The following is a 13,873-nucleotide window of genomic DNA, read 5'->3' as shown; positions in this document are numbered from 1 at the left end:
GCGGCACCTGACGGGGAGGAGGCGGGGGCCGCCCCCTCCGCCCGGACGGGCGAAGGGGGCGTCACGCGGGGTCGGGAGGCTTACCAGCCGAGCCATTCCGGCTTGCGCGGCACGTCCTCGGTGGCGACCTTCTCCAGCTTGATCGAGCCGTTCTTCACCAGCTCGTCGACACTGGCACCGGTGTCGGCCTTGACCGAGGCGCGGTAGATGTTGACCTGCGTCATGCCGCGGTGGTCGGTCTCGGTCCAGGTCGAGGGAATGCAGACCCCCTCAAGCCCGGCCGGCACCCAGTCCTTCTTCTGGTACATCGCCTTGCGGATGTTCGGACCGGTCAGGCCGCCGTTCTTGCCGGCCCACTCCAGCGCCTCCTTCATGTAGTAGGCGGTGCAGACGCCGGCCATGTAGTGCACCGGGCGGTAGGCGGTGCCGGCCGCGTCGGACATCTTGGAGATGTCCTTCATCAGTGTCATGCCGGGCGCGTCGCCGGTCCAGGTGACGGCGGTGCGCATCGGGAAGACGACGCCGTCGGCGGCGGAGCCGGCGGCCTTGGCCGCGTTCTCGTCCATGCCCCAGACATTGCCCATGAACTGCACCTTGGCGCCGACCGTCTGGCAGGCCTTCAGCACCGAGATGCCGGAGCCGGCGGTGTTGCCGAGATAGGCGTAGTTGGCGCCGGCCTCCTTCAGCGTCAGGCACTGGGCGCTGTAGTCGCCGGGGGTCAGCGCGAACTGGACCGCCGGCAGCACCTCGAAGCCGAGTTCCTTGGCGATCTGCTCGCCGGCTTCCTTCGGCGCGTTCGGGAAGGGGTGGTTGGCGCCCATGTGGACGTATTTCGGCTTGCCCTGCCCGCCCTTCTTCTTCCAGTCGTCGGCCGCCCAGGTCAGCATGCCGCGCAGCGCGTCGGAATAGGACGGGCCGTAGAAGAAGTTGTAGGGGGCCGGCTTGGAGCCGTGCGGGCCCTTGCCGGTCGGGTCGGTCAGGTGGCCGGAATAGGAGCCGGAATAGGCCGGGATCTCGTCCTTGCCGACGAAGGCGGTCAGCGCCTCGGTGTCGGCGGTGCCCCAGCCCTGGAGCGCGACGATCTTGTCGCTGCCCGACGACCATTTCTTGTACTGGCTGATGGCGCGCGGCGCCTGATAGCCGTAGTCGACCGAATCCACGGCCATCTTGGTGCCGTTGATGCCGCCCTTGGAATTGATATAGGCGAGCGCGTCCGACACGCCCTGGGCGTAGGGCACGCCGACGTCGGAGGTGCCGCCCGACTGGTCGGCGAGATGGCCGATCGGAATGTCGGCCAGGGCCGGGGCGGCGGCGCCCAGCAGCAGGGCGGAGGTGGCGAACAGCGCGGTCTTCAGCGAGCCGGTGTGCATCTTGCGTTTACTCCCTATTCGATTCTGTTCGTTGATGATGCCGGGTGAACCGCCTTGCCCCCCGCTTTCGTCATCCCCGCGAAGGCGGGGATCCAGGCTTTGCCGAGGTCTGGATTCCCGCCTTCGCGGGAATGACGGTCCGGGGAAGACAGGGTGGACGGGATCAGTGCGAGAAGGGATAGAGCTTCCAGTAGGCCTTGATCTGCTTCCAGCGGTGGGCCAGCCCGTCGGGCTCGAACACCAGGAACAGGATGATGACGAGACCGATCGACATCTCGCGCAGGAAGGCGATGTTCTCCCTGAGGTTCAGCGCGGTGTCGATGGCGGTGCCGCTGACCAGCTTGGTCGCCGCCTGCATCAGCTCGGGCAGCAGCACCATGAAGGCGGTGCCCATCAGCGTGCCCATGATCGAGCCCAAGCCCCCGATGATGATCATGCCGAGGAACTGGATCGAGAACAGGATGGTGAAGTTCTCGACCGAGACGAATTGCAGGTAGTGGGCGTAGAGCGCGCCGCCGATGCCGGCGTAGAAGGCCGAGATGCCGAAGGACATCGTGCGGTACTTGGTGAGGTTGATGCCCATGATCTCGGCGGAGAGATAATGGTCGCGCACCGCCACCAGCGCCCGGCCGTCGCGGGTCCGCATCAGGTTGGTGCCGAGGATGTACATCACCACCATCGCCACCAGCACGACGTAGAAGTAACGCTCGTCGGTGTCGAAGGCGAAGCCGAAGACGGTCAGCGGCTCGGCGATGGTGCCCGCGGTGCCGCCGGTGAACCAGTCGGCCCGACCGAAGAAGTCCTGGAGGATGTACTGCGCCGCCAGCGTGGCGATGGCGAGATACAGCCCCTTCAGCCTGGCGGCCGGCACGCCGAAGATCAGGCCGACGCCGGTGGTCAGCACGCCGGCCAGCGGGATGGCCAGCGCCACCGGAACGCCCCAGCGGTTGTTGAGCCAAGCCGAGGCGAAGGCACCGAAGCCGAAGAAGGCGGAGTGGCCGATGGAGATCTGGCCGGTGAAGCCGACCAGGATGTTCAGCCCCAGCGCCGCGATGCCGAGATAGCCGATCTGGATCAGCAGGCTCAGCCAGTAGCGGTCCATGAAGGCCGGGCAGGCCAGCAGCAGCAGGACGCCGAGGATCGCGAAGTTGCGGCTGGTCTTCGTCGGGAAGATGGTGGTGTCGGACGCGTACGACGTCTTGAAGTCGCCGCTCGGGATGATGCTGACGTTCGCCATTTTGGCCTCACACGCGCTCGATGTCTTTGGTGCCGAACAGGCCGTATGGCTTGATCATCAGGATGACGATCAGGACGTAGAAGGGCGCGATCTCGTACATGTTGCCCCAGTTCAACCACTGGCTGTCCAGGTAGTGCGCCATGTTCTCCAGCACGCCGACGATCAGCCCGCCGACGACCGCGCCGATGACGCTGTCCAGCCCGCCGAGGATCACCGCCGGGAAGACCTTGATGCCGAAGAAGGACAGCGCCGACGACACGCCGTTGACGACGCCGACGGTGACGCCGGCCACCGCCGACACCATGGCGGAGATCGCCCAGCTCATCGCGAACATCTGGCGCACCGAGATGCCGAGCGACTGCGCCACCTGCTGGTCGAAGGCGGTGGCCCGCATGGCCAGCCCGAGGCGCGAGTATTTGAAGAACCAGCCGAAGCCCGCCATGATCAGCAGCGAGATGCCGAGCGAGACGACGTAGACCGTCTGCACCTGCAGCCCGAAGACGTTCATGGTGGCATGGGCGAAGATCTGCGGGAAGGGCTTGGCGAAGACGCCGAACATCCACTTCATTGCCGCCTGGAAGACGATGGACAGGCCGATGGTCACCATGATGACCGAGATGATCGGCTCGCCGATCATCGGCCGCAGCACGACGACCTGCAGGATGACGCCGAAGGCCAGCATGAAGACCAGCGTGATCGGGAAACCCAGCCAGAAGGGCAGCTGCCAGCTGGTCAGCAGCCACCAGCAGGTCCAGGCGCCGATCAGCAGGAATTCGCCCTGGGCGAAGTTGACGATGCGGCTGGCCTTGTAGATCAGTACGAAGGACATGGCGACCACGCCGTACAGCGCGCCGACGATCAGGCCGTTGACGAGAAGCTGGAAGAGAAGGGTCATGGCGTGGCCTCGCCCGAAAATTTCATGCGGTTCCCTCTCCCCCCTGGGGAGAGGGTTAGGGTGAGGGGGATGCATGGCGAGGAGCGTCCGGCAGGCGGATCCCCCTCACCCATCCTCTCCCCGGGGGGGAGAGGGGTTTTTCCTGTGTGCATGAGCGTCACGCCGCAACCGGCTGCGGCTTCTTCACCGCGGCGCCGGGCACGAGGTCGATGACGGTCAGCGTCGTGCGGATGCGCTGCTTGGTGCCGTCCTGGAAGGCGATCGTCGTGTCGACGTCGATCTTCGGCTGGCCGGCATAGATGCTGTCGATGATGGTGCCGTATTTCTCGGCGACGACGCCGCGGCGCACCTTGCGGGTGCGGGTCAGCTCGCCGTCGTCGGCGTCCAGCTCCTTGTAGAGCAGCAGGAACTTGGAGATGCGCTGGTATTCCGGCAGGGTCTGGTTGACCCGCTCCACCTCGCTGCGCAGCAGCTCGTAGACTTCCGGCTTCGAGGACAGGTCGGAATACGTCGTGAAGGCGATGCGGTTCTTCTCCGCCCATTTCGAGACGATGGAGAAGCGGATGCAGACGATCGCCGACAGATAGTCGCGCTTGTCGCCCAGGATCACCGCCTCGGCCACATAAGGGCTGAACTTCAGCTTGTTCTCGATGTATTGCGGGCTGAAGCGGTCGCCCCGCGCGGTGGTGGCGATGTCCTTGATGCGGTCGATGATGACCAGATGGCCCTTCTTGTCGAAGAAGCCGGCATCGCCGGTGTGCATCCAGCCGTCGCGCATGTCGGCGACGGTCGCGCTCTCGTTCCGGTAATAGCCGGCGAACATGTTGGGATGGGTGGTGACGATCTCGCCGACGCCGTTGTGGTCGGGGTCGATCACCTTGACCTGCACGCCGTCGTCGAACGGCACGCCGACCGTGTCGAAATCGACGTCGGTGCCGCGGTGGACGGTGTAGGCGCCCATCGTCTCGGTCTGGCCGTAGATCTGGCGCAGCGGGACGCCGAGAGCCTGGAAGAACTTGAAGGTGTCGGGGCCGAGCGCCGCGCCGCCGGTCGCCGCCGATCTCAGGTTGGTGAAGCCCAGCCGGTCGCGCAGCGCCTTGAACAGGATCGCATCGGCCATCGTCGAGCGCTGACCCTTGGCCAGCGCCTCCAGCCCCAGCTTCATGCCCAGTTCGAACATCTTCTGCTTGAAGGGCGAGGCATCCATCATGCGGGCGCGCACGTCGGCGGCGATCGCCTCCCACAGGCGCGGCGCGAACAGGACGAAGGTCGGCCCGATCTCGCGGAAATCGTGCATCATCGTCTCGGCTTCCTCGACGAAGTTCACGCGCATCCGCGACACGATCCCCATGCCGACGGCATAGACCTGCTCCATGATCCAGGACAGCGGCAGGACCGAGACATACTCGTCCTCCGGCCCCTTGGGATCGGCCGACAGGTAGCTGGCGACATGGCGGATCAGGCGTCCGGCCGGCAGCATCGCCATCTTCGGGTTCGACGTGGTGCCCGACGTGGTGCAGAGGATCGCCACCTCCTCGCCCTTGGTCGATGCTACCATGCGGTCGTAGAGATCCGGCTGCGCGGCCAGCAGCGCCTCGCCCATCGCCACCAGCTCGGTGACCGGCATCAGGCGGGGATCGTGGTATTTGCGCATGCCGCGCGGGTCGGAATAGATGATGTGCTGCAGGGTCGGCAGCCGGTCGGCGAGGTTGAGGAGCTTGTCGACCTGCTCCTCGTCCTCGGCGAACACCACCTTCACGTCGGCATAGGTGATGAGGTAGGCGACCTCCTCGTCCAGCGCGTCGCGGTAGATGCCCAGGCTGTAGCCGCGCACCGCATGGGTCGCGACCTCGCCCATCACCCAGTCGGGGCGGTTGTCGCCGAGCAGCCCGACCACTTCGCCCGGCACGACGCCGAGCTTGGTCATGCCGAGCGCGAAGGCGCGGACGCGGGCATGGACCTGGCTCCAGGTGAAGGTGCGCCAGATGCCGAAATCCTTCTCGCGCATGGCAATGTCGCCGCCATGGTCGCGGGCGTGCAGAGCCACCAGCTTCGGCAGGGTGTCGTGGACGGCCAGATCGGGAAGGCTGTGGGACGCCGTCATCACGCGACCTCCTTCCGGGGCGGGGGAACGGTGGCGGGCGAAGCGGTGGCGGACGCCTCCTCGTCATCGTCCTCGCCGAGATAGGCGCGGCGGACGCGGGGGTCGGCCAGCACCTCCTCCGGCCTGCCTTCGGCGATCTTCTTGCCGAACTCCAGCACCATCACCCGGTGCGAGATGTCCATCACCACGCCCATGTCGTGTTCGATCATGACCACGGTCATGCCGAACTCCTCGTTCAGGTCGACGATGTAGCGGGCCATGTCCTCCTTCTCTTCCAGGTTCATGCCGGCCATCGGCTCGTCCAGCAGGATCAGGTCCGGCTTCAGCGCGATGGCACGGGCAAGTTCCACCCGCTTGCGCAGGCCGTAGGACAGGGTGCCGGCGGTGGCCTTGCGCACATGCTGGATTTCAAGGAAGTCGATGATCTCCTCCACCTCGCGGCGGTGGGCCAGTTCCTCCTTGCGGGCGCCGGTCAGCCAATAGAGCGGGCCGGTCAGGAAGTTGTTCTTCAGCAGGTGGTGGCGCCCGACCATGATGTTGTCGAGCACGGTCATGTGCCCGAACAGCGCCAGGTTCTGGAAGGTGCGGCCGATGCCGAGCGCCGCGCGGTGGTTCGGGGTCATCCCCGTCACGTCGCGGCCCTTGAAATAGACCCGGCCGTCGGTCGGCCGGTAGCGGCCGGAGATGCAGTTGACCATCGAGGTCTTGCCGGCCCCGTTCGGGCCGATGATCGAAAACAGCTCCCCCTTGCGGATACCGAAACTGACATCGGTCAGCGCATGGACGCCCCCGAAGCGCAGATTGACGCCCCGAGCCTCGAAGATGGTCTCCGCCTGGGTGGCGGGCGAATTCTGGGCAGGGCCGGGGTGCGGTGCGACGGGCGCGCCTGACATTTCCTCCTCCGTTGCTGTTTTTACCGCGTCTCGGGGTCACGACCCGGCTCTTTGTCGGCCGGCGAGGTCCATATTGTGGACCGTTTCATGAGCAACTTCCGCACTATATACCGGGGTTCGTTCTGTTTTCAACACTGACATTCCGCCAATGCATGTTTTTCGACGCGACAAGTGGACACGTGGTCCATATGATGGACCTCATGAACGACCACGCCGAGATCGTCCCCGCTCCGAACGCGGCGGGAGGCACCCAGAGCCTGGAGCGCGCCATCGCCCTGCTGCGCGCGGTCGCCGATGCCGAAACCGACGGCGCGCGGCTGGCCGACCTGATGACCGGCGTCGGATTGTCGAAGGCGACCGCGCACCGGCTGCTGATGGCGCTGGCCCGCGAAGGGCTGGTGGAGCAGGACGCCCGCAGCAAGCGCTATCACCCGGGCCCCGATCTGGTGGTGCTGGGCGATCTGGCGTCCTTGCGCCATCGCCCGCCGGCACCCCCTGCCCCGCCCCACCAACCGCCGGAGGCCGCGGCACCTGCAACGCCGCCGGCGGTACAGCCCGCACCGCCCGCCCTGCTGGCGCGGCCCTCGGCTTTCCTGCGGCCGGAATATCGCGGCGAGTCCATCGCGCTGGCGACGCTGCTGTGCGACCGCCATGTCCGCGCCGCCGACGGTGCGCGGGCGGCGCTGCTGCATGAAAGCGTGGCGGGACAGACGACGGAGCTGAGCTTCGCCCGGTTGGCCCGCGATTCGGCACGTTTCGCCGCCGTGCTGACCGGCATGGGGGTGGGACGGGGCGACCGGGTGGCGGTGCTGCTGCCCAAGGGGCCGGAACTGCTGATCACCGCGCTGGCGATCTGGCGGCTGGGCGGCGTCTACATGCCGCTGTTCACCACCTATACGGCCTCCGCCGTGGCCTACCGGCTGGCCGACAGCGCGGCGCGGGCGATCGTCACCAACGGCTTCCTGCGCCGCAAGGTGCCGCGCGACAACAGCCGGCCGGTGGTGACGGTGGAGGGCGACGAGGCCTTCGGTCCCGACGCCGTTCCCTTCTGGTCCTCGCTGCACGAGGCCGCCCCGCTGGCCGAGGTGGCGCGCTACCGCGAAGGCGACGCCTTCGCCCTGATCTACACCTCCGAGTCCGAGCCGACGCCGCTCGGCGTCTCGCTTCCGGTCAAGGCGCTGTCGGGGATCGAGCAGTACATGCGCATCGGCCTCGATCTGCGCGACGACGATATCTACTGGAACATGGCCGATCCCGGCTGGGCCTATGGCGCCTATTACGGGCTGGTCGGGCCGCTGCTGCTGGGACGGACGACGATCTTCTGCGACGGCCCCTACGACGTGCGGCAAGGCTACCGCATGCTGACCAAGTTCGGCGTCACCAACCTGACCGCGGCGCCGTCGCAGATCCGTGTCTGGCATGGCGCCGACCCCGACGTGTCGCACCAGCTGGCGCTGCGCATCCTGTCGGTGGTGGGCGAGCCGCTGCCGCCGGACCTGATCGCCTGGGCCAACCGCACGGTGAAGGTCCCCCTGCTCGACCAGTACGGCCAGCGCGAGACCGGCATCTTCATCGTCAACCGTTACGATCCCGACGGGCGGGAGGACGGCGAGGCGGTCCAGCCGCCCAGCGGCTCGCTCGGCCGGCCGATGCCGGGCTTCCGCGTCGTCATCCTCGACCCCGAGGGGCGGGAGGCGCCGGTGGGCGGTGCCGGCGAGATCGCCATCGACGTGGAGCATTCGCCGCTGTTCTGGTTCGAAGCCTACGCCAACGACCCGGAGCGCACCGCCAAGCGCTTCCGCCACGGCCGGCGCTACTACCTGACCGGCGACCGCGCATTCCTGGATGACGACGGCAACATCCATTACCGCGGCCAGGCGTCCGACGCGATCCAGATGCAGCAGGGCGAATAGGCAGCGCCGCCCCTTTTCGGGTATAGATCGCCATCCGGGATGCGGCTGCGGAAGCCGGGGGAGCGCGAAGGACGGGTATGGAAGCCAAGACGAAGAACCGCGAATCCTGGCTGGCGGCCGCCTTCGCGGCGCTGGCCGAAGGCGGCGTCGACAAGGTGCGGGTGGAGGTGCTGGCGAAGGCCCTGAAGGTCACCAAGGGCAGCTTCTACTGGCATTTCCGCGACCGCACCGACCTGATGGATGCGCTGCTCGACAGCTGGAAGCAGGGTCGCATCGCCGCCATCAAGGAGCAGACCCGGCTGGACGGGCGCGCACCGGCGCAGCAGCTGCGCGACATGCTGGCGCTCTATGGCGGCAGCAAGCCGCGCGGCATGGCGATCGAGCTGGCGGTGCGCGACTGGGCGCGGCGCGCGCCCGAGGCGGAGAGCGTGATCGCCGAGGTCGACCGCGAGCGCCTGCACAGCGTCGCCGGCCTGTTCGTGGCGCTGGGCCTGCCGCCCGACCAAGCCTTCGCCCGCGCCTATCTGTTCTATGCCTTCGCCTTCGGCCAGGGCCTGCTCGCCCCCGCCGCCGCCGCCGACCGGGCCGAGGTGGTGCGGGCGATCTGCGCCGACGTGCTGGTGCCGAAGGCGCAGATCCAAGTCTAGAGGCAATATCATGTCGCGTCGACGACCACGCCACTGAACGCCTTCCCGCAGGAGGAACTGCAAGGTAGCGACAACACTCTCGACAGGAAGGCTGGACCGACCACGTTCCGATCGCTCTCCTTCAAGTCGGCCGATGAGTTCGGAAACCGGATGTTTCGCCGTTGCCCGCGGCGCTCACTTCCGATAGCCCGATGTGTATGAGTGGGAGGGCCTTTCTTATTGCGGTAATTTTTCAAACTGATGCTGAGCAGCGAGCAACCGTGCCAAGCTCACATATCGTCAGCCCCGAGCTGTCAATTGCCGATCAGATCGGCTTGGCAGCGGTGACGGACCGTGCCGCCGGTTCCAGCATCCGGTGGGGCGTGGAACGACCCTTTGCTTGGCTGTCCCGCTCTTGGCATCTCGCCCGTGATTATGAACGCCTCCCCGAAACGGGCACGACCATGGTCCACATGGCGAAAAGCCCCATCATGCCCCGGCATGTGGCTCGATCATGAGGCGCCCGACTTTGCAGACGATCAGCGAGACGCCGTCGATATCAGTCGATGCTGTAGCTCAGGACACGGACATGGGTGCGGATGTCCCGGTCTCCGGGAACATGCTTTTCAACGGTGAATTTGCGATGAAACCCCAGCTCTTCCATGGCATACCGGGCGGCGTGATCGGTCAAGGTCAGGGCCACCACCGCACGGTCGGAATCGTGATAGCGACTATGACGCGGAGCCTGTTCAAGGTGGTGCTGGACGGACCGTAACCGGTGCAGGAACGCTTCGTCGCTTTCGAAGGCGGATTGCGCCTCCACCTCCACCAACCAGGTGGGAGTGTCCGGGTGATTGGAATTGATGGCGAACCCCATCAGCCTCTCAGAACCGGCGAGCACCGGCACGCGCACTTCCATATCGACGGGGGGGAATATCCCGTTCTCGGGGGCGGCCGCATGTTGTTCAATAGCGTGCGCGATCATGTAGGCGGAGAAATCGTCGCTGANGCGTGCGCGATCATGTAGGCGGAGAAATCGTCGCTGACCCAACCCTTCCAGCCTCCCAACAGCAGCGGCACGCCCACGGTCAGCCGCTGGTCGAGCCACGCCTGGAAATAATGCCAGAATTGGTCCATCGGAAAGGGACGGGTGTTCACGGTGGTCATTGCTTTGTTGCTCCCAAAGGCTCTGGACAGGCAGGACAATCAAGCGTTTCAGTCCACCGAGCCGGAATTGTCATGAAACAGGCTGTATACCGGGGGGTATGCGGGGGAACGAACAGGCGTCGGCGGCCGGTCGGATTCGGGCGGATCGTAGAAGAAGGCGGATTGAGACTCGTCCCCGCTGGTCAGGAAAGGGTTGACGGGTCGGCCTCTGCCACGCCTCCCATGTTCCCGCTGGGGGATAGCCAGTTGCTCGTCCTGCAAATCGGCGTCATCTGCCGCCGTCTCGCTTGGCCGGTGATGGTGGCGGGACACCCGATGGCTCAGGGCGTGCACGGTCGGTGCGTCGCCATTCCCGTACCCCTTTACCTGGACCGAGAAATGGTGCTTGAAGTCCAGTTCGCGCACGAGGCGCTCTCGCAGGTCGTGACGAAGCACAAGAGCGACCAAGCCGAAAACCTCATCCCCATCGTCATGATGATGGCGGGAATGCTTGAGGCGCGACAGAGTCGCGCGCACCCCGTCAACGAGGTCGTCCTGCGACCGGTGGGGGCTCTGGGTGTGCAGGGAAATGAAGAGAGTCTGCTCCCCCTTATGGTGCCGGTTCAGTGTGAACCCGAGTGGAGGATCGTCGCCCATCAGGTTGGGAAACTCCCGCGACAGGTCGACGGGCAGTGAGGACGCATCCGAGCCGGAGTCGGGACGGCTGTTGAGGAGGGCATGATCAAGGGTATAGGCATGCAGATCATCCATCGCCCACCGCGTCCATCCGCCGGGCAGCCATATCACGCCCGGGGTCATGCGTTCGACGACCCAATGTTCGATCAGTTCCCAAAGATGATGAGAGGTAATAGGCCGCGTCTTGAACATATTTTATGTCCTCTCTATTTCTGGCTATTTATGGCCGTCAGTCCGATGGGGGCCCTGGATTTACGATCGGCGACGCCCTAAACGGATTGGGGGGTGGCGTGGGCGCGTCGGCTTGGCTTGAATTGGCTTGATCCGGCACCGCGTCGGAGGTGGCAGGAAAGCTGTTTTCCTTTGCAAAATGCTTGCTGGCCAACGCCTTCGGCAGAAATTCCAAATGAAGGGTGATAGCCCCATCATCTTCGACCGCGTTCCGCGACTGGCTATCGAAGGCCGCCGATTGCTGAGACGTTGACTTGTCACGGCGCTGTGAGAAAAGGCTGATCAGCCGCCTCGGCCCCGACGTTTCGGCGGCGTCCGCGGCCGAAGATGCATTTTCCTGAAGCGCCGCTTTTTCGTTGAGAGCGAACCTGAATGTGGCCGTGATGTCGAACTTCACCACCGCGAACCGATGTCGGCGCAAGGAGGCGTCGTGGGCGACATCCAGTGAGTCCTGCAGCGCAGTGATCAGATCGGTTATGAACAATTCCGATCCCGACGATTTGGCCGGGGAGACTGGGGCATGGGGTTGAGCGGGCGCTGCGGCCGCATTGGCTTGGGCGAGAAGATCGGCGGCATCGTCTTTGCGGTTCCTCAACCAGCCACTGCCCAACAAAGACCGCCACGAAACGTCCATGGCCTTCTTTTCGCCTGCCACGATCCTGCTCCTCTCGCCTTAAACTACGGCTGACTGCGTCAAACCCCCGGATTGCCTCCGCCATCGCCACCATCGCCACCGCCACTGGCACCACCACTGGCACCGCCACCGGAAGGGAGGATGGCGTTGGAGGTAAGGTTCATGCCTTGGACCTGGGCGCTTTGAGCCGCAAAGTTCTGCGCCAAGCGAGGATTCTGCATCACGCAATGAATCATCAGCCCGACGGTGGAATCCCGTGCGGCACTGGCCGAACCCGTTACAGAAAATTTGTCGGATTCATCGCCGCCGGAAAGTTGAGCCGACAAATTCAACCCAACTTTCGTGTCGGTGGTCGTTGAAAACTGGAATTCGTATAGCGAAAGCATAAGCGGATGATTATCCTGGGCGAGCGCGTCCTGCGCGCTTGCCGCCGCCTTTGCAAAGTTTACAATGCTGTCCTCTAAAGAAATAGCCATTCATTCTGCTCCTCAATTACAGGATTTAGCATGCGCGCACAGATAACCGTTATAGATAATAAGGTTTTAGCCGCGCTTCAGAAAAATGCGATGCTATTTTGTGTTAATTTTTTCGCTGATATTGTACTTATACCTCCCTCCCTACCGATAAACTAGGATTATTCATAACTTTTATGTGAGTGATCATTTTTCTGCTTTTCCTATATTTTCTGAAACACTCTTACTCGGAAAAACACCTTGGTCACTAGTATTATATTCTTTATGAGTAATTATTTCTTTATCGCTATGAAGTTCTAATTTCTCATTGTTGTTGGGTACAGATTTATTTATATAGTTAATTAGATTCGACAATCCATAGTTGTATTCGGATCTCCATTTTCCAAACCATTCAGAAAACTGCTTTTTATCATTAAATGGTCGATATTTTCCAAAGTTTTTGTTTGTAACTATTCCATTTATACTGGAAATTTTCTCTTTGTTTTCTCTATTTATTTCTAATGATGCCTTATCTTCAACATCATTGTTATGACTTTCAACAACTTTACTAATTATATGTTTATTTTCAAATTCTTCCATAGAATTATCTATATGGTTTTTATTCAATTCATTCGAATTAATTGGACTTTCGTCTTCTATTTGAATAATAGGATGATCTGGGTCAATCAATTTCGCGTCTGTTGAATCAGGGTTATCGAGATCTATGGCTATAAGAATACTGCTCCCAACGAAAGTTATATTTTTTGCATCATTCATGTCTTTTTTTATTAATTCAAGTTTAGATATTAATTTTTTTAGCGCGGCAGTAAGTTGTACGTTTTTTGAATTTTCCATTATAAATGCCTGGAAGGAACTCTCGTTCTCCATATCATAGCCAATTTTTCTGCTCTTATTTTGAATTGTGTCTTTCACGAAATGCTCTAGAATCTTCAAACCTCTCTTAAGTTTACTATATTCCTCAGCATTCATTTGAGTATTGCTTTTAGTTCTTTTACCAATCTTTACATCAATAATGAATATTTTCTTATTTTTACCATTTGGCTCTTTATTTTTATGCCAATTCCCAAGAATATGCTCTATAGCAATACAATCGTTAGGACTGACAGCATTCTTAGAGAGGCTATCTTTCACCTTAACTTCATCGATTCCTAAATTATTTTCATCAATTAATGTGAAAGATTTTCCATCTTTCGAAACTTTTGAAACTAGCTTATATTTCGGCATAATATTCGAAATATTTAAGATCTGAGCATTCTTGTATACGAATATCTCACGGGGCGAAGTAATCTTGATCATCCAAAGGCCATCGGTGGTCTCGGCGATCGGCTTGGTGCCAGCCAATTGAGCCACCGCCGGCATTTTGTTGCTCGATATCAGCCGACGGTGCGCCACGCGGCATGGGCGCGAGGCGCTGGCGAAGCGCAGGGCAAGGCTTCCCATGCGATCCGCTTCCCGTTCCAAGGCGGGATCGTCGTTGACCATCATGCCGAGGCTTGTCGTCGTCGGCTGAACGCGCCCCTGCGCCTGCTGGACGACATGCCAAGCCTCATGCGGCAGGTGATGTTCGCAGCCGGGCGCAAGATGGATGTCACGGCCTAGAGGCTGTTAGGGACTCGGGGTAGCCGCACGCGGTGTGGTTGCCCAGATATTGGAGA

12 protein-coding genes are annotated in these 13,873 nt (G+C 62.0%); 2 read left to right on the top strand and 10 right to left on the bottom strand.

Annotated features, from left to right (window positions below; translation table 11 throughout):
• Nucleotides 1–80 precede the first annotated feature (80 nt).
• From JHL17_RS36085 to JHL17_RS36065, 5 genes are all read right to left on the bottom strand, one after another.
• A complete protein-coding gene (locus JHL17_RS36085; RefSeq protein ID WP_200199490.1) occupies nucleotides 81–1,370 on the bottom strand; it encodes an ABC transporter substrate-binding protein in 1,290 nt (429 codons plus the stop codon).
• Between the two features lie 163 nt (nucleotides 1,371–1,533).
• Nucleotides 1,534–2,607, bottom strand: a complete 1,074-nt coding sequence (locus tag JHL17_RS36080; protein ID WP_200199489.1) for a branched-chain amino acid ABC transporter permease — start codon at nucleotides 2,605–2,607, stop codon at nucleotides 1,534–1,536.
• A 7-nt stretch (nucleotides 2,608–2,614) separates the two neighbouring features.
• Nucleotides 2,615–3,502, bottom strand: a complete 888-nt coding sequence (locus tag JHL17_RS36075; RefSeq protein WP_200199488.1) for a branched-chain amino acid ABC transporter permease — start codon at nucleotides 3,500–3,502, stop codon at nucleotides 2,615–2,617.
• A gap of 157 nt (nucleotides 3,503–3,659) precedes the next feature.
• Entirely contained in the window at nucleotides 3,660–5,606 is a 1,947-nt protein-coding gene (locus JHL17_RS36070) for a long-chain fatty acid--CoA ligase (RefSeq protein WP_200199487.1), read from the bottom strand.
• Complete coding sequence (locus JHL17_RS36065; RefSeq protein ID WP_200199486.1) at nucleotides 5,606–6,499, bottom strand: ABC transporter ATP-binding protein; 894 nt, start codon at nucleotides 6,497–6,499, stop codon at nucleotides 5,606–5,608. Before JHL17_RS36065 ends, JHL17_RS36070 begins: the two co-directional genes overlap by 1 nt.
• Before the next feature lie 200 nt (nucleotides 6,500–6,699).
• On the opposite strand from JHL17_RS36065, the gene JHL17_RS36060 reads away from it, so the two are divergent.
• Nucleotides 6,700–8,412 carry an AMP-binding protein gene (locus JHL17_RS36060; protein WP_247894078.1) on the top strand — a complete coding sequence of 571 codons (1,713 nt, stop codon included), beginning with the start codon at nucleotides 6,700–6,702 and terminating at the stop codon, nucleotides 8,410–8,412.
• Between the two features lie 77 nt (nucleotides 8,413–8,489).
• The gene (locus tag JHL17_RS36055) at nucleotides 8,490–9,059 is read left to right on the top strand and encodes a TetR/AcrR family transcriptional regulator (RefSeq protein WP_200199485.1); all 570 of its coding nucleotides are present in this window, start codon (nucleotides 8,490–8,492) and stop codon (nucleotides 9,057–9,059) included.
• A 538-nt stretch (nucleotides 9,060–9,597) separates the two neighbouring features.
• Here the strand turns inward: JHL17_RS36055 and JHL17_RS36045 are convergent.
• The 5 genes from JHL17_RS36045 to JHL17_RS36020 all read right to left on the bottom strand — a co-directional run bounded on the left by JHL17_RS36045 (nucleotide 9,598) and on the right by JHL17_RS36020 (nucleotide 13,703).
• Entirely contained in the window at nucleotides 9,598–10,023 is a 426-nt protein-coding gene (locus JHL17_RS36045; protein ID WP_200199483.1) for a hypothetical protein, read from the bottom strand.
• Between the two features lie 230 nt (nucleotides 10,024–10,253).
• Nucleotides 10,254–11,072, bottom strand: coding sequence for a hypothetical protein (locus tag JHL17_RS36035; RefSeq protein WP_200199481.1), 819 nt, complete (start codon nucleotides 11,070–11,072; stop codon nucleotides 10,254–10,256).
• A 37-nt stretch (nucleotides 11,073–11,109) separates the two neighbouring features.
• A complete protein-coding gene (locus JHL17_RS36030) occupies nucleotides 11,110–11,766 on the bottom strand; it encodes a hypothetical protein (protein WP_200199480.1) in 657 nt (218 codons plus the stop codon).
• Nucleotides 11,767–11,804: 38 nt separating this feature from the next.
• The gene (locus JHL17_RS36025) at nucleotides 11,805–12,221 is read right to left on the bottom strand and encodes a hypothetical protein (protein ID WP_200199479.1); all 417 of its coding nucleotides are present in this window, start codon (nucleotides 12,219–12,221) and stop codon (nucleotides 11,805–11,807) included.
• A gap of 183 nt (nucleotides 12,222–12,404) precedes the next feature.
• A complete protein-coding gene (locus tag JHL17_RS36020) occupies nucleotides 12,405–13,703 on the bottom strand; it encodes an inositol polyphosphate kinase family protein (protein WP_200199478.1) in 1,299 nt (432 codons plus the stop codon).
• Nucleotides 13,704–13,873: the final 170 nt, after the last annotated feature.

Origin of the sequence: Azospirillum endophyticum, from assembly GCF_016595245.1 — a bacterium.
Taxonomy (GTDB): Bacteria; Pseudomonadota; Alphaproteobacteria; order Azospirillales; family Azospirillaceae; genus Azospirillum; species Azospirillum endophyticum.
Note: the sequence above shows the minus strand (reverse complement) of the source record. Positions and strands in the feature narration are given on the sequence as shown.

Excerpts from the sequence above, each read along its gene's own strand:
- JHL17_RS36085 (WP_200199490.1), bottom strand. The coding sequence starts at position 1,370 with ATGCACACCGGCTCGCTGAAGACCGCGCTGTTCGCCACCTCCGCCCTG.
- JHL17_RS36080 (WP_200199489.1), bottom strand. The coding sequence starts at position 2,607 with ATGGCGAACGTCAGCATCATCCCGAGCGGCGACTTCAAGACGTCGTAC.
- JHL17_RS36075 (WP_200199488.1), bottom strand. The coding sequence starts at position 3,502 with ATGACCCTTCTCTTCCAGCTTCTCGTCAACGGCCTGATCGTCGGCGCG.
- JHL17_RS36070 (WP_200199487.1), bottom strand. The coding sequence starts at position 5,606 with ATGACGGCGTCCCACAGCCTTCCCGATCTGGCCGTCCACGACACCCTG.
- JHL17_RS36065 (WP_200199486.1), bottom strand. The coding sequence starts at position 6,499 with ATGTCAGGCGCGCCCGTCGCACCGCACCCCGGCCCTGCCCAGAATTCG.
- JHL17_RS36060 (WP_247894078.1), top strand. The coding sequence starts at position 6,700 with ATGAACGACCACGCCGAGATCGTCCCCGCTCCGAACGCGGCGGGAGGC.
- JHL17_RS36055 (WP_200199485.1), top strand. The coding sequence starts at position 8,490 with ATGGAAGCCAAGACGAAGAACCGCGAATCCTGGCTGGCGGCCGCCTTC.
- JHL17_RS36045 (WP_200199483.1), bottom strand. The coding sequence starts at position 10,023 with ATGATCGCGCACGCTATTGAACAACATGCGGCCGCCCCCGAGAACGGG.
- JHL17_RS36035 (WP_200199481.1), bottom strand. The coding sequence starts at position 11,072 with ATGTTCAAGACGCGGCCTATTACCTCTCATCATCTTTGGGAACTGATC.
- JHL17_RS36025 (WP_200199479.1), bottom strand. The coding sequence starts at position 12,221 with ATGGCTATTTCTTTAGAGGACAGCATTGTAAACTTTGCAAAGGCGGCG.
- JHL17_RS36020 (WP_200199478.1), bottom strand. The coding sequence starts at position 13,703 with ATGATGGTCAACGACGATCCCGCCTTGGAACGGGAAGCGGATCGCATG.